The organism is Arthrobacter sp. CDRTa11 (assembly GCF_026427775.1).
Lineage (GTDB): Bacteria > Actinomycetota > Actinomycetes > Actinomycetales > Micrococcaceae > Arthrobacter.
Window position 1 is genome coordinate 2,365,664 of record NZ_CP044532.1, and the last position, 21,394, is coordinate 2,387,057.

Annotated in this window: 18 protein-coding genes; 6 read left to right on the top strand and 12 right to left on the bottom strand. The window is 61.5% G+C overall.

The features are described from left to right. Nucleotides 1-74: 74 nt before the first annotated feature. Complete coding sequence (locus F8G81_RS10615) at nt 75-1,547, bottom strand: aldehyde dehydrogenase (protein ID WP_267278930.1); 1,473 nt, start codon at nt 1,545-1,547, stop codon at nt 75-77. An 88-nt stretch (nt 1,548-1,635) separates the two neighbouring features. Then, complete coding sequence (locus tag F8G81_RS10620; protein ID WP_267278931.1) at nt 1,636-3,027, bottom strand: MFS transporter; 1,392 nt, start codon at nt 3,025-3,027, stop codon at nt 1,636-1,638. A 746-nt stretch (nt 3,028-3,773) separates the two neighbouring features. Between F8G81_RS10620 and F8G81_RS10625 the strand changes: the two genes are divergently transcribed. The 3 genes from F8G81_RS10625 (at nt 3,774) to F8G81_RS10635 (ending at nt 7,988) form a co-directional block, all read left to right on the top strand. After that, nucleotides 3,774-4,574 carry an IclR family transcriptional regulator gene (locus F8G81_RS10625; RefSeq protein ID WP_267278932.1) on the top strand — a complete coding sequence of 267 codons (801 nt, stop codon included), beginning with the start codon at nt 3,774-3,776 and terminating at the stop codon, nt 4,572-4,574. A 528-nt stretch (nt 4,575-5,102) separates the two neighbouring features. Next, nucleotides 5,103-6,404: an MFS transporter gene (locus tag F8G81_RS10630; RefSeq protein WP_267278933.1), complete on the top strand. Its 1,302-nt coding sequence runs from the start codon at nt 5,103-5,105 to the stop codon at nt 6,402-6,404. A 540-nt stretch (nt 6,405-6,944) separates the two neighbouring features. Next, nucleotides 6,945-7,988, top strand: coding sequence for a zinc-binding dehydrogenase (locus tag F8G81_RS10635; protein WP_267278934.1), 1,044 nt, complete (start codon nt 6,945-6,947; stop codon nt 7,986-7,988). A 519-nt stretch (nt 7,989-8,507) separates the two neighbouring features. Here the strand turns inward: F8G81_RS10635 and F8G81_RS10640 are convergent. The 8 genes from F8G81_RS10640 to F8G81_RS10675 all read right to left on the bottom strand — a co-directional run bounded on the left by F8G81_RS10640 (nt 8,508) and on the right by F8G81_RS10675 (nt 15,967). Further along, complete coding sequence (locus F8G81_RS10640; RefSeq protein ID WP_267278935.1) at nt 8,508-9,281, bottom strand: hypothetical protein; 774 nt, start codon at nt 9,279-9,281, stop codon at nt 8,508-8,510. Next, nucleotides 9,278-9,451 carry a hypothetical protein gene (locus F8G81_RS23590; RefSeq protein WP_416377126.1) on the bottom strand — a complete coding sequence of 58 codons (174 nt, stop codon included), beginning with the start codon at nt 9,449-9,451 and terminating at the stop codon, nt 9,278-9,280. Before F8G81_RS23590 ends, F8G81_RS10640 begins: the two co-directional genes overlap by 4 nt. A gap of 639 nt (nt 9,452-10,090) precedes the next feature. Next, nucleotides 10,091-11,026: an aldo/keto reductase gene (locus tag F8G81_RS10650; RefSeq protein ID WP_267279188.1), complete on the bottom strand. Its 936-nt coding sequence runs from the start codon at nt 11,024-11,026 to the stop codon at nt 10,091-10,093. A gap of 398 nt (nt 11,027-11,424) precedes the next feature. Further along, nucleotides 11,425-11,691, bottom strand: coding sequence for a hypothetical protein (locus tag F8G81_RS10655; protein WP_267278936.1), 267 nt, complete (start codon nt 11,689-11,691; stop codon nt 11,425-11,427). Nucleotides 11,692-11,820: 129 nt separating this feature from the next. Continuing rightward, complete coding sequence (locus F8G81_RS10660; protein ID WP_267278937.1) at nt 11,821-12,807, bottom strand: ketopantoate reductase family protein; 987 nt, start codon at nt 12,805-12,807, stop codon at nt 11,821-11,823. Nucleotides 12,808-12,835: 28 nt separating this feature from the next. Further along, nucleotides 12,836-13,624: an HpcH/HpaI aldolase family protein gene (locus F8G81_RS10665; RefSeq protein ID WP_267278938.1), complete on the bottom strand. Its 789-nt coding sequence runs from the start codon at nt 13,622-13,624 to the stop codon at nt 12,836-12,838. Between the two features lie 31 nt (nt 13,625-13,655). After that, nucleotides 13,656-15,107 (bottom strand): aldehyde dehydrogenase family protein, encoded by a 1,452-nt coding sequence (locus tag F8G81_RS10670; protein WP_267278939.1) that lies wholly within the window; start codon nt 15,105-15,107, stop codon nt 13,656-13,658. Between the two features lie 35 nt (nt 15,108-15,142). Continuing rightward, entirely contained in the window at nt 15,143-15,967 is an 825-nt protein-coding gene (locus F8G81_RS10675; RefSeq protein ID WP_267278940.1) for an SDR family NAD(P)-dependent oxidoreductase, read from the bottom strand. 266 nt (nt 15,968-16,233) lie between these two features. Here F8G81_RS10675 and F8G81_RS10680 point away from each other — a divergent pair, with 266 nt between their 5' ends. The 3 genes from F8G81_RS10680 to F8G81_RS10690 all read left to right on the top strand — a co-directional run bounded on the left by F8G81_RS10680 (nt 16,234) and on the right by F8G81_RS10690 (nt 18,794). Then, entirely contained in the window at nt 16,234-17,073 is an 840-nt protein-coding gene (locus F8G81_RS10680; protein ID WP_267278941.1) for a hypothetical protein, read from the top strand. A gap of 180 nt (nt 17,074-17,253) precedes the next feature. Beyond that, complete coding sequence (locus F8G81_RS10685) at nt 17,254-17,931, top strand: aspartate/glutamate racemase family protein (RefSeq protein ID WP_267278942.1); 678 nt, start codon at nt 17,254-17,256, stop codon at nt 17,929-17,931. A 191-nt stretch (nt 17,932-18,122) separates the two neighbouring features. Next, entirely contained in the window at nt 18,123-18,794 is a 672-nt protein-coding gene (locus F8G81_RS10690) for an MFS transporter (RefSeq protein WP_267278943.1), read from the top strand. A 111-nt stretch (nt 18,795-18,905) separates the two neighbouring features. On the opposite strand, the gene F8G81_RS10695 is transcribed toward F8G81_RS10690, so the two are convergent. Then, a complete protein-coding gene (locus F8G81_RS10695; RefSeq protein ID WP_267278944.1) occupies nt 18,906-19,757 on the bottom strand; it encodes a class II fructose-bisphosphate aldolase in 852 nt (283 codons plus the stop codon). 85 nt (nt 19,758-19,842) lie between these two features. After that, entirely contained in the window at nt 19,843-21,345 is a 1,503-nt protein-coding gene (locus tag F8G81_RS10700; RefSeq protein WP_267278945.1) for a four-carbon acid sugar kinase family protein, read from the bottom strand. Nucleotides 21,346-21,394: the final 49 nt, after the last annotated feature.

Below are 21,394 nucleotides of genomic sequence, written 5' to 3' on the forward strand. Positions count from 1 at the left end.
TCAACGCACGGGAGCAACGAAAGCGCAAAGCGTTCCGTGCACCATGGGGCGTCAGGGCCGGAGGGTTGAACTACTCACTGAAGTGAATCGGCGATTTCCTTTGGGATTCCGATCGACTTGAGCTCGACGAATGCGTCGATGCCTTCCGGGCCGAATTCGCGGCCGAGTCCGCTCTGCTTGACTCCGCCCATCGGGGCGCAGAATCCTGCAGGATTTCCGTTCAGTTCCACCGTCCCCGTGTGCATCCGGCTGGCTGCGCGCAAGCCGCGCTCGATGTCCGTCGTGAAGACTGACCCGTTGAGGCCGTAGATCGAGTTGTTTGCGATTGCGATAGCTTCGTTTTCGTTCTGATATGGGATGACCGCTACCACAGGTCCGAAGATCTCCTCCTGCGCGATGGTGGCATCCGAGTCGACACCGGTGAACACCGTCGGTTCGACGAACCACCCTTTCTCCAGCCCGATGGGACGTCCTCCCCCTCGCACGAGTCGTGCGCCTTCTGCGATGCCGGTTGCGATGTAGCCCTCAACTCGATCGCGCTGGCGGGCACTGACGAGGGGGCCGATGTGAGTGTTCTCGTCCTGCGGGTCACCGATGGGCATCGTGTCGATCAGCGCGTTGAGGCGCTCAAGAAATTCGTCCTGGAGCTTTGAGGGCACTAGGAGCCGTGTCTTGAGGCTGCAGACCTGTCCGCTGTTTCGGAAGGAACCAAGACGCAGGGCCGAGACGGCGGCATCCAAATCGGCGTCGTCGAGGATGACGGCCGCCGACTTGCCTCCAAGCTCCAGGGTTACACGGCGCAGATCGTGGCCGCAGAGCTCGGCGATCCGCCGTCCGGCGACGCTCGAACCAGTGAAGGTCACCTTGTTCACACGTGGGTGCGTCACTAGGTACTCGCTTACCTCGCGCTCGGCAGGCACAACGTTCACAACACCAGGTGGCAGGCCGGCTTCCGAGAGCAGTTGAGCCACGAAGTAGGCATCGAGAGGAGTCTCTGGTGCTGGTTTGAGCACGACGGTGCAGCCGGCCAGCAGTGCCGGGACGATCTTTTGCGCTGTCAGTGAGGCGGGTACGTTCCATGGCACGACAGCCGCGACCACGCCCACCGGCTCGCGGGTGACGAGAGCCTGGCCGTTCGCCGAACGGCGCAACGTACGGAAAGGATACGTCTCTGCGGTTTCCAGGTACGCCTCGAGAATGCCGACGGGATTGACGACCTGGATGGTGCGGGACTGCGTGATCGGGCAGCCCATCTGAGCCGTAATGAGCTGGGCGAGTTCCTCGCTGCGTTCGAGGAGGAGCCCGCGGAACCGTTTTAGGATCGCCATCCGTTCGTCAAGAGACATTGAGGGCCACCGTCCCGCCGTCAGCGCCTGCTGCGCGGCGGCCACCGCCCGGTCCACGTCCTCTCTGGAGCCCGATGGCACCGTGGCAATAACGTCCTCGCTCCACGGTGATACCACCTCGATACGATCACGTGTTGCTGGAGCGACCCAGTCACCCCCGATGAAGATTGACTCGTGGGCTGTCATCAAATTGGTAGCCATTGGAAAGCGCCTCCGAAAATATTACGCGGCTGTGTGGGTGCCTGGGGTGCGGGTTCGCACCCCAGGCTTGACGGGAATATCGTGCTCCCTATTTGCCTGCGACGACATCCATGTCCGACGATTTCGGATCAGTGGATGAACTCGCGACAGCGGTTTCGTCATCGGAGGAGTCGTCCTTGCGCTTTTTGTCTCCGAGCAAAGAATGGCGGAGGCTCACGTGCCGTGTTTCCGGGGTGAGCAGCAATCCGGCAACGCCCAGGGTCAGGGCGATCCCGATGGCGTAAAACGCGGGGGCGACCGGGGAATCGAATTGGTCCACCAGAGCTGTGGCGACAAGGGGGGTTGTTCCGCCGAAGATGGCTGCTGCGAGGTTGAAGGCGAGTCCATGCCCGGCGTACCTTACGCGGGTCGGGAAGATCTCTACCGCGACGACGAAGTACGCCGAGGTGATGAGCGCGCTGGCGGTGGCCAAGAGGCATTGGCCAAGGAGGGCGCCAATCACAGTGCCGTTCGAGGCAAGGGCAAACGCTGGATACGCTGTCACTGTCAGCCAGATGAAGCCTGCCCAAATCACAGGCTTGCGTCCTACCCGGTCGCTAAGTTTTCCGAAGACCGGGCCGAGGCAGGCGAGAAGGAGGACTGCCGCTCCGCTGGTCCATTGGGCGTCAATCTGTTTGAGGCCGCCCTGAGTCACGACGAACGTGTACATGTAGCCGACAATCAGGTATGCCACTGCTGCCTGCGGGGCCTGCAGGAGGAGAATTCGGCCGATCGACTTCCAGGACTCGGCGAGTCCGCGGAAAGTGTCCTTGATGGTGACCTTAGTGGCCGTGGCGGCTTCGAACTCCTCAGGGTCATCGAGGTTTTTCCTCAGCCAGAAGCCGACCACCGCAAGGACTCCACCGAAGATGAAGGGGATACGCCATCCCCAGTCCATGTAGGCATCCCCCAATGCACTCTGAACACCGACGATTGTGAGGGACAGGAACGAGTGCGGCAGGTAGATAGCGAACATGACGATGCCAATCCACAGCCCTCGCTTTTTGGCGGGGGCTGATTCAATAACATAGGTGTAGCCGCCGGAAGACTCACCTCCCATCGACAGACCTTGGATGATGCGGCAGATCGCCAGCAAGATCGGGGCGGCGATGCCGATCGCCTCGTAGGTGGGGAGCAAGCCGGTCACCAGCGTGCCGCCGCCCATCATCAGGACCGTTAGGGTCAGGATGCGCAACCGGCCGAGCCGATCGCCAAGAATACCGAAGATCACCCCACCGAGTGGACGTGCGAAGAACGCTGCCGCGAATACCGCAAACGTGCCCAAGAGAGCAGCTGCCGGATCGCCCTTCGGGAAGAAGTGTGCTGCCAGCGCGGGAGCCGTCAGCGCGTACACCGACCAGTCAAAGGTTTCAACGACGTTGCCGATAGCTCCGCCCATGAGTCTCTGATGTGGGCGAACCTCTTTTTTAGTTTTTTTCATGGCTTATCTCCTCGCTGAGTGCCTGGATGATTGTTGCTGTAGTGGGGATTGTTTGTACGTGGTGAGCAGTAAAGGGCCGCAGGCCTCCGGTTAGGTGCCCTTCATGACTGCGATCAGGGTCGTGGCGTCCTTTTGCGACTCCAGCGTGCGGGTGATCTCCTGTGCTGCGCGGATTTGTTCCGCCGTGAGCGGGATGGCGGCTGTGGCCGCACAGTTGCCGAACTTCTGAGCTATCTGGTCTCAGGTCATTTGGTGCCTCCGCCCATGGTGGCTGCGGATCGCGACCCGCCCAGATCATGGACGATATCGACATCGGCTTCACTACCTCCGGTTAGGTGCAAGGGTGAAGTGGCGAAGTTATCTTGACCTGGGGGCCCAAATGCCTTGGCTCGAGAGTGAGGTTCAACAACGTGTATGGAAACCTCCTCTTTGTGGAACTCGGTTCCACGAAGCCACGATATCCCGCGATCTAGGATTTGGTCAACATCTATATTGGAACTGGAACCAGGTTCCAGCGCGGACGTTATCCGGGATATCAGGATTTCGTCAATGACCGTGTGGGGGGATGGTGAAAAAGGGAACTTCCATCGCGACCGGGCGAAGATTGGCAGGACCCCTTTGATTGAGGCTAGGCTGGGAGTGTCGAATGGCGCCGCCACCTAACGGCAGGTCTTGAAGCCGCATTCTTGAGCGCCTGAAGGATGTCGGTTCGGCAGGAAGAATGGTGGATGCAGTATGGAGAAGGCATGAGTGCTGAACTGGAGCGCGGACTCCACGCAATCGAGATGATGAGCCACGCGCCACGGGGGTTGACTTTCACTGACATCGCTACGGCCTTAGGGGCATCCAAAGGCCCCACGCACAGGCTGCTCGGTGAGCTGACGCGTCTGGGATACACGCGTATCGACGAGTTTGGACGTTATCACCTCACGCTGAAACTTATGTCTCACGCCCTGCAGTACCTTGAACTAATCCCGCTGGTGGCCCTCGCAGGCCCCCTGCTGGAAGATCTTGCCGTGGCCAGCGGAGAGCTCGCCCGTCTGAACCTCGTCGACGGAAACCATCTTGTACGCGTCAGCAAGGCCCAGGGCAGAAAGTCCGGCCTGAAGTACGACCCCCTTCATGTCCATGGCGGCATCATGCCTTTTGCCTCCACCGCAAGCGGCTTACTCCTGCTTAGCAGCCTCTCCGACGACGAGGCAGCGGTACGTTTAGAGGCAGAAGGTTTCGCGCTTCCGGATGAGTACGGTTCTGCCGCGCCCCGCAGCATCGAAGAGGCCCTAAACATACTGAATAGGGCGCGGACGGCTGGTTACCTTTACGTAGCCAACATCTACGAGGAGGGCATTGCCGCCCTTGCCTATCCCATCCGAGCGGCCGGCAGCAGTGATATCGTCGGCGTACTCACCGTGTCCGGACCCAGCTTCCGCTTCACCGAAGAGGCGGCCGAACGCGTGCTGCCCGTCATGGAGAAAATCGCTGGCGAACTGGGACGCATGCCGGTGGCAGACATGCTCGGATCCTACGTCCCGACGCGGGTCGCCTAAGAGCCATTGAATATGGTTGCTGGGCCGGTGCGGCACAGCGTTTCGTTGGGATGGCTGTCCGATTCAGACAGGCACTAGCAGCAGGCGCGGGAGATGGCCACAGGACTACTGCTTACATGCGTTTAATACCTCTTGCCTGGCATTCGATACGCATGAACACGGGGTGTGTTGCGAACTGGTCTTCCTCGCCGTGGTGACCTCTGCGGGGAAGAATTATTGCTCTCCATGCCACAACGCGATTGGCCCTCGTGGCCTGCAACAATGCCGGTGCACACGCTGGAGAAAAGTGTCGACGATATCTTGCACTATGTGGCCCTATTCAGCACTTCCGCGTGGCACGGCTTCCGCCGTTGCACTACCGGTTGGCGAAAATTGGCCACGGACAGGGACGGGGAAAACAGGAGGGTGTATAAATCCTAACGCTTTCTATAATCCTATCTTTTGAGATATTCTTAATATCAAGGTGCCGCAACAGGGTTGTTCCGAAGAGACCAATGCGCCTAATTTCACACGCTGAAAGGGGCCACGTTGGTCACGCGCAAAGACGGGCCTGCCAGAGTTCCGCGGATCGGCTTGGGCTTAACCCTTCTCTTCGCCTTCGTGGGCGGCGTCGGCGTCGGAAACTTGTATTGGGCCCAGCCGCTTCTGGGCGAGATTGCTGCAGACCTGGACGTCGAGGCCGGCACGGCCGGGCTGCTCGTAACGCTGACGCAGGTTGGTTACGCGCTCGGTGTGTTTTTCGTCGTGCCGCTCGGCGACACCATGAACAGGAAGCGCCTGATCCCTGCAATCATGATCTGCTGTTCCTTGTCGCTGGCGGGCTGCGTGCTGGTTCCGAGCTTTGCGCTCCTTCTGTCGACTCTTGCGCTGGTTGGCTTCACCAACGTAGCCGGTCAGATGTTGCTGCCACTCGCGGGAGATCTTGCCACTGATGAGCAGCGCGGACGGGTACTCGGGACGGTGGCTTCTGGGCTCTTATCGGGCATCCTGCTGTCTCGTTTGGTCAGCGGTATAGTGGCGGACGTCTTCGGGTGGCGCATGATTTATGTTCTGGCATCAGGGACAATACTTCTTCTTGCCGTCATCATGTGGCGTGCGATTCCAGTCCTCGAGCCTAGGGAGCGGCTTCCTTACGGCAGGCTTCTCTGCTCTGTCCTCCAAGTTGCTTTTCGGCATCGGCGGGCCAAGGTGATCCCGCTCTTTGGGTCATCGTTGATGTGTGTCTTCACTGCATTCTGGACTGGGCTTACATTGTTACTGTCCGCCCCTCCGTTCTCCCTTCCAGCATCACACATTGGCCTTGTGAGCCTGTTCGGGGTGGTGGGAGTCATCGGCGCCCAGTTCGCAGGACGGGTGTATGACCGTGGGCGGGCCGTTCCTGCCATCGGCATTGGGCTGGTTGTTACCTTGGCGGCGGTCGCTCTGGCCGGATTCGGCGGCTCATCCATCGTCGCCGTACTCATTGCCATTTCATTACTCTCCGTCGGCACTCAATCCGTACTTGTGCTCCTTCAAACGATGATGGTCTCGATAGACCCTGCCGCGCGCAGCCGCCTCAACACGGCCCACATCGTCAGCAACTTCATTGGAGGTGCTCTCGGTTCAACTCTGGCAGCTGTGCTCTGGCAAGTCGGTCAGTGGACGGCGGTCATGGCTTGTTCAGCCCTCGTCGTCGTTTTCGCGCTCAGCCTATGGTTCTTTCAAAGAAACCGGGCTCTCGCGGCAGAGGCGCCCTCCTCCGCCAAGCGACGAGCTGCGGCCGACAAGTCGCCGGAGCAACAAGGCCCGGAAGGTCGATGCCAGATGCCGACTGGGTCTCGTCCCGATTGATTTCGCGGGTGGTCAATGCAACTGGAAGTGCGCTGCGTTCCGGTCCGGGCGGCCAAGGCTCCCAGGAGCGAGGGTATGACGTTGGTCATGGGGGAGTCCTCGCCCGCGAGGACCAGGTTCGATTTCACGAACTCCAGCCGCACACCTTTACCTGTGAGGCCTGGCTCAGAGCAGGTAAGTTGTCGAGGTTGCGCCCTGAGCTCCCGTTCTACGCCGCCAAGCCTCTTGATGGTGCCGGTGAGCAACGAGGGATCTCTAGAACGGTCAGATGTCTCTGGCAGATGCGTCGATCAGTACCTCACAATGGACAATATCCCATAATCCGGGATAGTATATGCGCTAGACTTGCTGGTTAGTTAAGCAACAAAGCTCCCGTTCATTGCTTCGGCCTATGTACAGCGTCTATATCGGGTCGGCGACGTCCGACAGATGCGGGTGAGCCAACTTCGCCGCGGTGCTCAGAGGAAGTCAATAGTATCTGCCCTCTTCCGGGGGCGAGCGGAAATTCGCCCGAGCATTCATTGAGAGAAGGAAAAATCTATGCGTGCAACCCTTATGTACGGCCCTGGGGACGTCCGCGTCGAGGGCGTCCCGGATTCAATCATCAGACATCCCACTGACGCGCTGGTCCGCGTGACCGCCTCATGTATCTGCGGCAGCGATCTGCACCCGTACCACTCCATGTCCCCCGAGGACGGACCCGCCCGGATGGGCCACGAGTTCATCGGCGTCATCGAGGACATCGGCTCGGCTGTTGCCACCCTTAAAAAAGGTGATCTGGTGGTCTCTCCGTTCGCTATTTCCGACAACACCTGTGAGTACTGCCGCGAAAAGATGCATACATCCTGTTCGCACCACGAGGCAGCCTTTTGGGACACCATTCCGGACGAAGGGGGCCAGGCCGAGGCGGCACGTGTACCGTTGGCGGACGGAACCCTTGTCAAGCTGCCAGTCGCCGTCGACTCATCCCTCATCCCGTCCCTGCTGACCCTCGCCGACGTCTTTGGCACCGGCCACCACGCCGCCCACGCAGGCGGCGTCAATAAGCGCACCAACGTCACAGTCATCGGTGATGGGGCCGTCGGGCTGATGGCCGTGCTGGCGGCTAAACGGCTAGGCGCCGAGCAGATCATCCTCATGGGCCGGCACAAGGCCCGCACCGACCTCGGCCTTGAGTTCGGCGCCACCGACGTCGTTTCCGCCCGCGGCGACGAAGGCATCGCCCAGGTCCGTGACCTGACTGGCGGCCACGGCACCCACGTGGTTCTTGAGGCCGTCGGACACATGCCGGCCTATGACCAGGCAGTGGGAGTCGTCCGACCTGGCGGCATCATCAGCCGGGTTGGCGTCCCGCAGTACGAGGAGGGTCCGATTGGGTTCGGCAGCCTGTTCCGCCACAACATCAAACTCACTGGAGGACCCGCACCGGTGCGTGCCTACATTGACGAGCTGCTGCCCGAAATTCTCAACGGCTCCATAGAGCCGGGCAAAGTTTTTGACGTCACCACCAACATGGACGGCATTCCTCAGGGATACAAGGACATGGATGAGCGCAGCAGCCTCAAGGTACTCATCAAACCCTGAGCCTGACAGAGGAAATCAATCCAGGACCTTTGGGGCCGAAAGAAGATAAGCGGGGTCGTGACTTTGTAACGGGGGGCGAACCTTCCCATTACAGCCCGTCGTGAGGGCAGTCACCCGGCGATTTTGCGACCGCCTATAAGCAGCCTTCCACCAGGCCACGGCCGCTTCAGACAGGAAAAAGGAGGCCGACGGCGGCAGTTGCCTGCCACCGTCGGCCTCCTTTGGTGGCCGTGCCGGGAGGGGAGGCATCCCCGATTGGCCTTGCGCAGGCCCGGGCGGCCGCGTTTCTCGGCCATTTGGGTAATCGTGGCGCGTTGTTCATCTGCAGTTCGCCCCGCGGACTGGGCCGGCCAGCTGTCCTTTCAGTGCAATCGGAGGGGAGGTTCTGCCGGGACGCGGAGTTCCTCGTCAAATCGGACGTCAGCGGAAAAGGGCCCTTGGCCAGGAATGGTTTGGTTCCTCGCCGACGGTCCCGGTTCAGGTGGCCTTTGTGCCAGGCCAGGCCTTGGAATTTGCTCCTTAGTCGGTACCTCCGCCCAGCACGTCCACGTGCACGTGGTCGAGGTGACGCAGGATGTCGTTGCCTGGCTCTGGTGCGTCGTAGTAGTTCCATTGCCCTCGTGTGCTGTGCACGCTCCAGAAGCGGTCATCAAAGATGACGTACTGGATGTCGAGGTCCTCAGCATGAGCCACGAGCCAGTGGGCCAGTATCCATCCCTCACGCCGGTTTTCCTCGGTGACAGGGCGGAAGAAGATGTCAATTGCCCGGCCGTCGTAATGCGTCGAGTCCGCTCCGTGCCCCTGACCGATGCCACCCGGGGCGAACCCGCCCAGGCTCTGTTGGCCGAACACCTCGGTCATGGCTTCGCGCAACTGTTCAGCGCGTGGTGTAAGGCCGGTGACACTCAACTGCTGTTCCTGCAGATCATTTGCGGCCGATGCCTGACAGGTCAGGGTAGGGCCAGCGTCTTCGGACGGCCCGTCGGCAAGCTGCTGTAACACCGCCTCGTCAATATTGGAGGTGTCCGGGACCTCCATTCCGCGGGCCTGGAGCGCGACGGCGGTTGTTGCCAGCTGCGCCTCCGCACGGTCGAGTCCTACCTCTCCCTCTGAGGTTTCGACTGTGCATTCCGGTGGCCCCAGCAGCACCGGGGCGATCTCGGTGTGCAAGCCTTTGAGCAGGCCGGGCCCGAGAAGCACCAGCCCTGGCCCGAGAATCCCGAGCAGGAAAAGGCCCAAGAGTAGCCGAAGCGAGCGGCGTCGGACCCCATGCGTCTGGTCGTTCGCCATCATATGTGCAGACGTGCGTGCCGCATGGGGACCTCGTGGGCGCCCGTGGCGGCCAACGCACGTCCCGGGGCTATTTCGAGGTCTTTAGCGAGAACGGCGATCTTGCCTAGCAGGGGGTTGGCCATGGGGGAGTCCTCTCTGGTGAAGACCAGGCTTTCATTGACGAACTCCACCCGCTCGCCTTTGTGTGTTAGAGCGCGGATGAAGCACATGAATGCCGTCTTCTCACGTGGCTGGAGCTCGGACCATGCGTTTGTGCTCCATCCGGCTGTTGACTAAGTAGGGTTGTCACCATCCAACCATCTGCCAGGAAACCACAGCGAGACCCTGCTGAAACGGGTTGTGGCAGAACCTCCATAGGCATTGAGGATTCGTCATAACGTGTCCTATTGGATAACCGAGCCGAAATACGGCAGTTCCGCTCGAGCCGCTGTGGACGCCTCACTCTGGAGCTGGCGGCATCGAACCGCAGGCGGGCGGCGCCGCGTGCAGGGGCTGCGGCGGGAAGAAGTGTCCCGTCTCCCTGGAGTCAGCGTGGAATATGACACCACCATTGGGGGCGGAAACTTCTCTGGTGTCTCGGACAGTGTCCTTGACGCGATCGCCAGGGCCCTGGAACTCCACCAGGCCGAGCCCGAATACCTCCATCGCGCGTCGCGCAACCATTTTGAGTGGGACGCTGGACTGTCCAGGGGTGGATACCCGCCTGCCCGGGGCAGCACGGCGCACGCAGCCGGTGCGTGTCCTGTGCACACTCGTGGTTGGAAGCCCCTTGCTGGCGGTCCGGGTCCGTGATGTGCGCCCGGCTTGGGTCAGGGCACGTTGTGGCCGGCGGCCTGGATGAGGCCATACCACTCGCCCCGGGTCAGTGGGATGTCAGAGCCAGCTGCCGCGTCCGTGATGCGCTGGGGGGTGGTAGTCCCAAGGACTACCTGGAAGCCGGCGGGGTGGCGGGTGATCCAGGCTGTGGCAATCGCGGTCGGCGTGACGCCGTACTTGGTGGCGAGCCGGTCGAGTTCTGCGTTCAGGTTTGGATGCTCCCCCGAGCCGAAGAATACGCCGTCTTGGAAACCCTTCTGAAAGGGTGACCATGCCTGCAGGGTGATTTTGTTGATCCGGGCGTAGTCGACGACGCCGCCTCCGTCACGGCTGATCGAGTCGTCCTCGCCGGTCATGTTTGACGACAGGCCCTGCGCGAAGATCGTGGAGTGAGTCAGCGACAGCTGCACCTGGTTTGCGACGATCGGCTGCGTCACCGCGGTCTTGAGCAGGTCGATCTGGCGCGGTGTGTGGTTAGAGACGCCGAACGCGCGGACCTTCCCGCTGGACTCCAGGTGGTCAAAGGCGCGGGCGACTTCCTCTGGCTCGACGAGGGCGTCGGGTCGGTGCAGCAGCAGCACGTCTATGTAGTCGGTCCCGAGGGCTTCCAGCGACTCTTCGGCGGAGGTGACGATGTGTTCATAGGAGGAGTCGTAATGCCACTGCTCTGCAATGATGCCGGTCTTGGTTTGCAGGGTGATCTGTTCGCGCTCGGTTGTGCTCAGTTTCAGGGCTGAGGCGAATCGTCGCTCACATGTGTGCCGTTCTCCGCCGTACAGGTCGGCGTGATCGAAGAAGTCGATACCGGCATCGCGAGCTGTCATGTACAGCTTACGAATGTCCTCGTTGGATCTGTTCTTGATCCTCATCATGCCGGCCACGATGTTGGGGACTTGGGTGCCTGTTGGTCCCAAGGGAACGGTGCGCATAATCTCCTCCATGAAGTATCTTTCTGTGCATTTGCCGGTTTCATTCAGTCAGGCAGCGTGAACTGCGGAGCCCTGGGGTATTGAGTGTTAGTCGGTTTCAGGGCTTGTGCAGAAGGGACAATCGCTCCGGTTGGTGTCTCCTACGCAGACTGGTCCTGACCAGTTGGTAGCCCTGAGCCGAGGTTCAATGGTGTTTAGGTCTTTCTGATCAATAGCCACGGTTGGTCGCTTTCGGTTCTCTTTGGTTTGCCGGATCCGACCGGTTGCGAGCACAATCGGACCCGGCAAGATTGACTGAAAAATGGGCTGCGAGGCCGGAAGAACAAGCGGCATGTGGGCCAATCATCCGGAGGGCAACGCCTTGCCCCAGGCCCTAGCTTCGCTGTTGAGGTCCGGCGTCAGCCAGAAACCGTGATGCGCCGAATGGTTTGTTTCTGATCGTGCAGGAGCACAAACAAGCGGGGGTCTACGCCGTTGGCGGCCAACCAGAAGCCTGAGTTGTCCTCCATCACCGTCTCGATGACCCCTCGTCGTACTTCACACCCCAAGCGTCGTACTTCAACGAGTTCGCTTGGGTTCGGCATCCAACGCGAGCTGGTCAGCTCGTTGTCCGTTCCCGCAACCATGAAGGCGTCTTCGTCATCTGGCTTACGACTGGTAATCATGACTTCCCCTTGAACTCGATAATGGTTGGTTCAAAGCCTGTGCCCTAACCGCCCTGCCGACGCCTGGATGTCTCATAGCCCGCTCTTATGCACCTCAAGGGCGGAAGCCCTTCCCAAGGATGAGCGGTGTCATCTACTGGTGGCTTGATATAGCCCCGCGGCACGTGCGCGCTGGGTGGCCAGCTCGATCACCAAATCGAGGTTGGGGGTCGGGACCTGCACTAGTTCGGCCAGATCGAGTGGGACACGGAACAGTCCGTCGATCTCCATAGGCCGGCCAGCCGCGAGGTCCTGCGCGATGCTTTGGAGATGGCTGGATGTCGCCAGCTTACTCAAACCCTTGTCGGGATCGCCCGGGTCACATCCGAGGGCACGGGCGATAGCGACGCCCTCGTCTGCCATCGCCTTGGCGGTGCCGGCAACGGCAGGCTTATCGAGGACGTCCTTCATGGCCGAAGCGGTAAGGACGCCCAGCGAACCCCCGATCAGGTTCATCACCAGTTTGGCCCATACCGCGTCTCGGATTTTCGGCGTGATGGTGACCTCCAGGCCACTGGGGTTCAGCAGCGACGCTAGCGTGTCGAGCCTTGCGTCAGGCTGACCGTCAGGGCGTCCGATGATCAGGCGGTTAACTGCGTTCTCGGCACGGATCACTCCCGGTGCGATCACGCTGCAGGCGGTGTAGGCCACGGCGCCCGCAGCGCGTTCTGGGCCAACGTGTTCCCAGAGCGCCCCCTTGGGATCCAGCCGTCGAAGACGGGTGCCGTCCAGGGATCCGCCGTGAGAGTGGAAGTACCACCACGGGATGCCGTTCATGACGAACAGCACCAGACTGTCGCGGTGGAGCAGGGAAGCGACGTGCTCAGCGATGGTCGGCAGGGATGGGGCCTTCACCGCGACGATGACGACGTCCTGAGGCTCCAGATCCGAGGGCCGGTCGGTCGCAGCCGGGTGGGAAATCAGGCTTCCGTCACGGGTTTCCACCCGCAGCCCGCGCTGCCGGATCGCGGCAAGTTGCTCACCGCGGGCGATCAGTGAGACTTCGGCTTCACTCCCTGCGAGCCGTCCGGCGATGTGCCCGCCCACGGCCCCTGCTCCATAGATGCAGATTTTCATGTGTGCTCCCTGTTCCGGATTGTGCCGACTATTCGAACTGTTGACGCTTTTGTGCTGCCGCGCCGCTCAGGAATGAAATGTCGTTCCCCGTGGAAACGTAGCCGGCACCGAGATCGAGATACTTGCGGATGAGATCCGGCCGCCCGCCAAGTCCACCGATACCTACGGACTTTCCGTTCGCCTGGCAGGCCTTGATGACCTGAAGATACGCCTCGTGCACCCGCGGATGGTCCATCTGCCCGGCAACACCAAGCTCGACGCTGAGGTCGTTGGCACCCACGAGGATCATGTCCACACCGTCTACTGACGCGATGGCTTCCACCGCGTCCAGGCCTGCCTGCGACTCGATCATCGGCACCACCATGGAGGCCGAATCAAGCTCACGGACGACTTGATCTGCCGGCAGGGTGCGATAGTGAAGCTGGGGCGCGGCCCCTGCCAGGGAACGTTCGCCCAGCGGCGCATGCTTGACGGCACGAACCAAAGCGCGCGCCTCCTCGGCCGACTCCACCCCGGGGACGATGATCCCCATTGCACCGGAATCCATGACCCTGGCGATGAACGACGGGTCCAAGCCGGGCACGCGAACAAGAGGAGTGACGCCGAGGTGATTGCTGGCAAGGCAGATTTGACCCGCCGCCTCCAGGGAAAAGCTGCTGTGCTCCATATCGATGTAAATGGAGTCAAAACCTGCGGTGTAGGCGATAGATGCGATGTCGACGGTCCGCACCAGACGGACTGTCATGGAATACACTGTCTCGCCCCTGGATAACTTTTCCTTGGCGTGATTGCGCAGCAGTGGGGCTTCGTTGTTCATGTTCTATGTCTCCTGATCGACTTGGGTTGTTTCAGCCGAAGAGAGCCGGCAGTTTTTGGGCCTCGTCTTCGAACCCGTAGACGGATTTGGTTTCGAGGTATTCTTCAAGTCCGAATCTGCCCATGGAGCGGCCGATGCCTGACTGCTTGTATCCGCCCATGGGCGTGTACGAATCCGTGGCGGCGCCGTTGTAGCTGATTCGCCCGGCACGCAGCCCGTTTACCACACGGCGGGCGTTGGTCTCGTCGCCGCCAAAGACGTAGCCTCCGAGCCCGTAGGGGGAATCGTTGGCGATCCGTAGGGCTTCTTCCTCGTCACGGTAGGGGATGACGGCGAGGACGGGTCCAAAGATTTCCTCCCGGGCGATCGTCATGTCCGGTGTAACCCCAGTGAATACTGTGGGCTGCACGAAATAGCCATGTTCCAGGCCCTCAGGGCGCTCAAGCCCACCGGTGACGAGGTTGGCTCCCTCATCGATACCGGTTTGAATCAGGTCCCTAATCGACTTGTACTGGTCGGCACTGACGACCGGACCCATTGTCGTGGAGTTTTCCAGTGGGTCACCGAGGCGGAAGCGTTGAGCCTCATCGACGAGGAAGGGGACAACCTGCTCCATCTGGCTCTCGTGCACCAGCATGCGCGTAGGGGCATGGCAGGACTGACCAGCATTAAAGAAGCTGCGTTGAATGTTCCAACGGGCAGCTTTTTCGAGGTCTGCGTCGGGCAGCACGATGTTGGCTGACTTTCCACCCAGTTCGAGCGAGACGCGCTTCACTGTTTCGGCGGCGGCGGCCCCGACCTGCTGCCCGGCACCGGTGGACCCAGTGAAGGAGATCATGTCCACGCCGGGGTGGCGGGACAGCGCATCGCCCACGACGCGGCCTGTCCCGTTCACCAGGTTGAACACACCCGCCGGTACGTTGGCCTCGTGCAACACCTGGGCAAGGAGGGTGCCGCTGGCTGCGGAGTTAATACTGGGTTTGGCTACAATAGTGCAGCCTGCAGCCAGCCCATAAATGATCTTGATGACACCGGTTTGGATTGGCCAGTTCCATGGTGAGATCAGCGCGCAGACGCCGATCGGCTCGCGTCGAACAATGGCGCCACCGATTCGCGACTCGAATGGGTAGTCTCGCAAGATGTCGCGGGCCACCCGCATGTGGTCTGCAGGGCCCATGACCTGGGCTCGGCTGCTGACGGGGATGCCCACTTCGCGCGCAATCAACTCGGAGAACTCGTCGGTGTACGACTCGTAGACGTCGATGATGCGGTCGATCAGCGCTATTCGTTCGTCCACCGATGTGGTGGAAAAGCTTTCGAACGCACGTCGCGCTGCGGCGACCGCGCGGTCTACGTCCGCAGCGCTCCCCAACGTGACCCGGGCGAAGGCCTCCTCGCGGGTGGGGTCGATGAGCTCCACCTCGCGGGCGTTGATCGGGTCAGTCCATTTACCGTCGATGTACAGGTGCGGGTACTGCTTCATGGTCGGGGTTCTCCTGTGGTGGCGTGTGGGGTGGGTTAGCTGCTGTGGGTGTAGCCGCCGTCGCAGGCGATGGTTTGGCCGGTGATGAATGCGGCGGCGGGGGTGGCCAGGAAGAACATGATGCCGACGAGGTCGGTGGGGACCATTCCGCGGGGGATGCACTGCAGGGACGCGGCGCGTTCGCGGACTTCGGCGGTGGGGTTGACGGTGCGTTCGACTTCGGTTGCGACGCTGCCGGGCCGGATGCAGTTGACGGTGATCCCGTGGCTGCCGAGTTCGCGGGCCAGGGAGTTGGTCATGCCGATCAGTGCTGATTTGGAGGTGACGTAGTGCAGGTAGTTAGCGGTGCCGCGGGTGACTGCGTCGGATGAGATGTTGATGATGCGGCCGAAGCCTGCTTTGCGCATATGGGCAGCGACTGCCTTGACGCAGAGGTAGGTGCCGGTGATGTTGACCTTCAGCACGTTTTCCCACTGATCCAGGGGAATCTGGTCGAACGGGCCCTTTTCGATGCTGGCGAAGATCGAGGCGTTGTTGATCAGCACATCGATCCTGCCCCATGTTTGGATCACGGTGTCGACCATGGCCGTGACGGACGCTTCGTCGGCCACGTTCACCTTTACGGCCAGACCTACCCCGCCGGCGTCATGAATTTCCTTCACGACTGCTTCGGCCTTGTCGATGGCGAGGTCAGCTACCACGGCAACGGCTCCGGCCGCGGCGAACTGGCGCGCGAGTTCCCGGCCGATGCCCTGGGCTGCGCCGGTGACAATGACCACCCGCCCCTCGACGCTGAAGTCCCGCGCTGATGCCGGCACGCCGGAGTCATGGGGAATGTGAGTCAGGGGTGTCGTCGTCATGGTCGATCCTCGTGGTTTCGCGTCGTGATGGTCGTGCAGGCAGTGGTGAACGGGGTGCTGTCCTGGACAGCAATGACCCATAACCGGCTGGGCGTTATCGGGAAAACAGGAGGCGGTGTGCCCGGCCTTGCTATTGAACAATATCCCGTCATGTGGGATAGTGTCAATGGACGGCGACCGGTCTGCACGATAGCAGCGGCGGACCGGACGCCGCGCCCCCCGCGGATCTTGCCGGGGGATGACTCGACTTTATAAAGGAGCTGGAGATGCGCGTAAGCAAGGCAGCGGATACCGATATCGAAGCAGTCGGATCCATGCGTGAGGGAGTACTGGACCAGAAACACCTGCTGTTCGGTGAGGACGGCTCACCGAACAATTACGACCTGAACATGGGCCACACCGGCGGCGGTGGGTGGCGGACCCCGCGTCACCGGCACAACTTTGACCAGGTCCGCTACGTGATCAAAGGCCGGCTGCCCTACTCCGAGGAGGATTTCCTGGAGGAAGGCTGGGTCGGGTACTTCCCCGAGAGTGTCCACTACGGCCCGCAGGAACGCGCCGAAGGCCTCCGCACACTGGTTCTCCAGTCCGGCGGCGCCAGCGGCCAGGGCTACCTGTCCGTCGCCCAGCGCGAAGCGACCAACGCTGATCTGGAAAAGACCGGCGAGTTCAAGAAGGGTATGTACCACTACACCGACGCCAACGGCGCCGAGAAGGTCGTGGACGGCTCCCAGGCGATCTTCGAACACGCCACCGGTGGCAAGCTCGAATTCGCCACCCCCCGCTACGAAGACGTCATCGCCATGAACCCAGACGCCTACGACTGGCTCCCCTCAGCCGATCAGGGCGTGGCCGAGAAATGGCTGGGCACCTTCACCGAGCGCAACTTCCGCATCGGCTTCGTCCGCCTGGATGCCGGCGCCGTTTACCAGGCAGGCCAGTTCCCCTCCATCGAAATCCTGTTCCAAACCAAGGGCCAGGTCACCGCAGGCGGCGAAAAATACGGCCCCGAAACCGGATACGAATTCCTCGCCAACGAAGGCCCCGTACCCCTCGAAGCCATCGAACCCACCGAATTCCTCCGCTTCGTCCTCCACACCTTCTAAACCACCACGGGCCAACACGGGGCCCACAAGGGCCCCGTGCTCACCCCCACCCCCCCGCGGGCAAGCACACGGAAGATCAAAGCCCGCATCTCCAACTAGTTGGAGCCACCCATGCATACCAGATCTGCCCTGATGAATCTTCAGACGCGTCAGGCATCCACACCAAAGGAAGTAACCAGCGTGCCCAAGAAAATCGCGATTCTGCACACAAGCTTTGTTTTCGTTTCTGTCGAGCCTGTGATCAATGACCTCATTGCTGAGCTCATTCCCGATGCTGAAGTCATGCACTTTGTAGACTCCGACGTACTGGCAACAGTTGTGCGCGAGCAAGGTATTTCACCCAACAGTGAGGCACGAATGACCCATCTGGCGCAGGCGGCTGAAGCAGCAGGCGCGGACATCATCTTCTCCGCATGCTCTTCCTTGGGACCGGCTCTGGACGTCGCCGCCCGAAACGTTCATACCCCTGTGGTGAAAATTGACGAGGCGATGGCGCTGACCGCCGCCCGTGAAGGCAACCGCATTGGCGTCCTGGCCACCGTACCCACCACGCTTGGTCCGACATCTGATCTGATCCAGGCAAAAGCAGATGAAATCGGGCGCAGCATCACACTCGAGCAGCGGTTGTGCGAAGGAGCATTCTCAGTCCTCATGTCGGGGGACCGCGAAAAGCACGATGCCATGATCATTGAGCAGGCGACGGATCTCGCCAAAAACGTTGACATGATCGTTCTTGCGCAGGCATCCATGAACCGTCTTGCCGGGGTTCTCCAGGAGAAGACCGGGATGACCGTGCTGTCGAGCCCCCGTATCGGCGTGGACTACCTCGCTCAGCGCGTCGCGGAGCTCCCCGCGTGACACTGACGAATTGACCGGGAACGCCACGGCTGTCTGAACGGTTTCATCGAGGAGTTCCAGTCTTAGCGTTCCTGGGTCAGCCACTTTTCGTTTGCTCAAGCCACCGTGCTTTCTGATCCCTGTAATGTGCAGCTGCGGACCTTCTGAAGCAGGTCCAAGCATTGGTTTGGCCTTCAAAGAGTGGAGGGTCCATGAACGTAGACGGGCCGGAATCACGTAGCTGGCTTTGGATGCTGATTGCGTCCGCTGTCCTGTCCCAAATCGCCCTAAATCTCGTACGCCCGTTGATTTCCTATAAAGTGCTGGCTTTGGGCGGTGACTCCATCACCATCGGTCTGACGTCGGCATCGTTCGCGCTGGTACCGGTGGCCGCAGCTCTATGGCTCGGCAGGATATCCGACAGGTGCAGCTCCCTGCGGGGAATCGTGACTATCGGAGCGCTGCTCCTTGCCGTCGGGCCTTTTGTACTTGCAGTGTCTCCGTCCCTTGTCTTGGTCATCTTAGCGAGTGCTCTACCCGGCGTAGGTCAATTGTGCTTCGTGATCGCCGGACAATCGGCGATCGCTAGATTCGTACCCGCTAACCTGATGGATGCGGGAGCCCTGATGGCCATCACCGGGTTCTTTCTGGGTTTGGGACAGCCAATCACGATGGTGCTTGTTGCTCGGGCCGTTCCACCAGCTTCCCGAGGAGCGGCACTGGCCCTGCGCCTACTCGGCAATCGGGTAGGCCAGGTAGGCCTGCCCGCCGCGGCGGGGCTGCTGGCGGCTCCCGTTGGGCCCAGCGGAGCGCTCTGGATGTCTTGCGCCGTGCTCGCGGCCGCGTCGGTGCGCTGGCCCACGAACAAGCGCGACCCGGCCTGATCCTGCGGACGACCCACCGCACGCCTGGTGATCCCACGGCTGCTTTGGTGCTGGTTCAGCAGTTTGACGATCAATTTTGGAGCAGTCACCCGGTGACATGGGGGAGTGCGCTTAACGGGTGAGGGTGGCCAGGGCGCTGACAGCGAAATTCCTGGCTGAGGTGTTCCAATGACCCAGTAAGCTCTGGAGGTTTTCGCCGTCGGCACGGTGGCCTGGCAGCTGCTCCTGCAACGTGGCGAGCACGCCAGTACGAAGTTCGGTGTTGAAGTTTACCTTTCCCACGTTCATGGACGCCGCCTTCATCAGTTCCTCCGCAGGGATGCCGGAGGCACCGTGCAGCACCAAGGGAATGTGAGTCCGCACCGCGATGTCTTGCAGTACGTCCCAGCGCAGCCGGGGCTCACCCTTGTACCTGCCGTGGACGTTGCCGACCGCCACTGCCAGCAGTTCGGCGCCGGTGCGGGACACGAAGTCCTCCACCTGCGAGGAGTCGGTCAGGCCGGCCACGGACACACCGGACTGGTCAGCACCGAACGCCCGGTCCTCATCACCGGCAAGGCCGCCCAGCTCTGCTTCAAGCACGACGTCGGGACCCAGCAGAGCGCGGGCCGCAACGACCAGTGCAATGTTGTCCTTGTAGGGAAGGGAGGAACCGTCCGCAAGGACGGAATCCGCCCCCGCCGCGACGGCATCGACCATCACTTTCAGGTCTGAGGCGTGGTCCAGCTGGACCGCCACGGGAACATCGGCGGTGTCCGCCAGGCCCCGAAGCGCTGCCATCAGCCGCAGGCCGTTTGGGGTTGCGGCGGTTTTGGGGGCAACGAGTAGGATGACGCCGCGGCCGGCTTCCTCTGCCGCCCCCACCACAGCCAGGGCGGTGGTGAAGTCGTAGCAGGTGAACGCGGGAACGGCCGAGCCGTGCTGCAGGGCGGAGGTGACCAGGTGGTCCAGTCGAGTACGCATCAAACGCCTAGGCCTTTCATATGATCCAGTGGACGAATGTCAGGACGATCCTGGCTCGGCTCAAGTTCGTCCTGAAATTTCCGGGTTAGAAGGTGTTACTGAGCTTGCGCGTGACATCTGCGAGGGACTGGTCGTCACCCACGTTGCCGGCGAAGACGATGTACGGGATGCCCTTGGCGGGGCCGTCCACAGGCTCCCAGAGGGAGACAATGCCCGGCAGCATGGGCCCGCGGACAATCGCATGGCGGATTTCCAGGCCGTGCGCGGCAACGTCGGAGGACGTGATGCCGCCCTTGGCGATGACGAACCGCGGCGGGAAAGTCTTCAGGGTCCGGTTCACCACGGCGACGACGGCGGCAGACACCGTGCGCGCGATCCGCAGGCTTTCGGTAGGATCGTCGGTTTTGATCAGTATGCGGCTGGTGTGGACGATGACGTCGCCGCTGCGCAGTGCGTCCACGACCGTGTCCACGGTCTCGTCCAGGTAGGCGTCAACGGCTGCAGTGGTTTCGGCGGCGAGCAATTTCTCCACGTCAATCTCAACAATCCGAGCCGAGCTGTGTTGTTCGGTCAGGGCCTTGAGCTGACGGGTAGTGACGCCCACATGGGAGCCGACGACGATCAGTCCGCCGGCCTCAGACGGCGTGTTGCCGGCGTAGGCCTCGGCGCCGCTGAGTTCCGTGCGGATTTCTTGGCCAATTCGGGCACGGCCAAACGGCGGGCCCACCCGGCATAGGAGCTTCTTGCCTCGCCGTTCGGCTTCCTCCAGCCCCAGTGCCAATGCCCGAAGGTCATTCTCGGTGACGATGTCGGCCACTATGGGAGTGGAATCAGCAGCAGCCTCGATGGCATCGGCGATGGCGTTGGCGCTGGTCCTTGCCCTGTCGGCCGGGTTTTCGGCTGAAGCCCCGGCGCGGATGATGTTTAAGTCCAAAACAATCACCGAGGCCGCGGCGAAGCGTCCCTGGGACTTCTCCTGCACGTAGTTGGCCATGACGGAGGTGGTGAAGCCGAAGGTGGCGTCCTTGGCGAATTCCGTCTCCGACACCGGGGTGAGGGTGCCAGCCGCATCGCCTGTGCCGCGCATGTAGTGGACGCCGCCGATGGTGACGCGCCCGGCGTCGGGGAAGGCTGGGACCAGCACAACGCCATCGGTCTTTTCTCCGCTGACGTCCGCCACAGTGGCAGCGATGACGTCCGGCTCCAGTGGGTAGTGGCCGCGAAGGGTGGAATCGCTGCGGCTGACGAAGCCCAGGCGCAGTTCCTCAGGCGACCCCGCTGCTGCCAGGGCGTTGCGGACCACTTCTTCATTCCGGGCGGCCGCTTCGGCAGGGTCCAGGCTGCGGGTATTGGTGAGGACGTAGACGGCGGGCTTGGACTGGCTGAACGCCCAGATGAAGTCCTCAACTTCCCAGCGAGTGAGCACGGGCAGATCTGCCACGGACTGTGTGCCGGTGGGGTCGTCGTCGAGCACCACCAGGACACGGGGGATCTCCGCGTTGGAAGAGGCAAGGGCATCAGCCACGGTCTGGGCGGAGATCGGGACCTCGGCCGGGTAGGCGGCCAGAACGTCTGCTTCAAGCGTCACTATTTACTCCGTTGTAATGAAAGGTTTCGGTAAAGCTCAATTCGTGCTG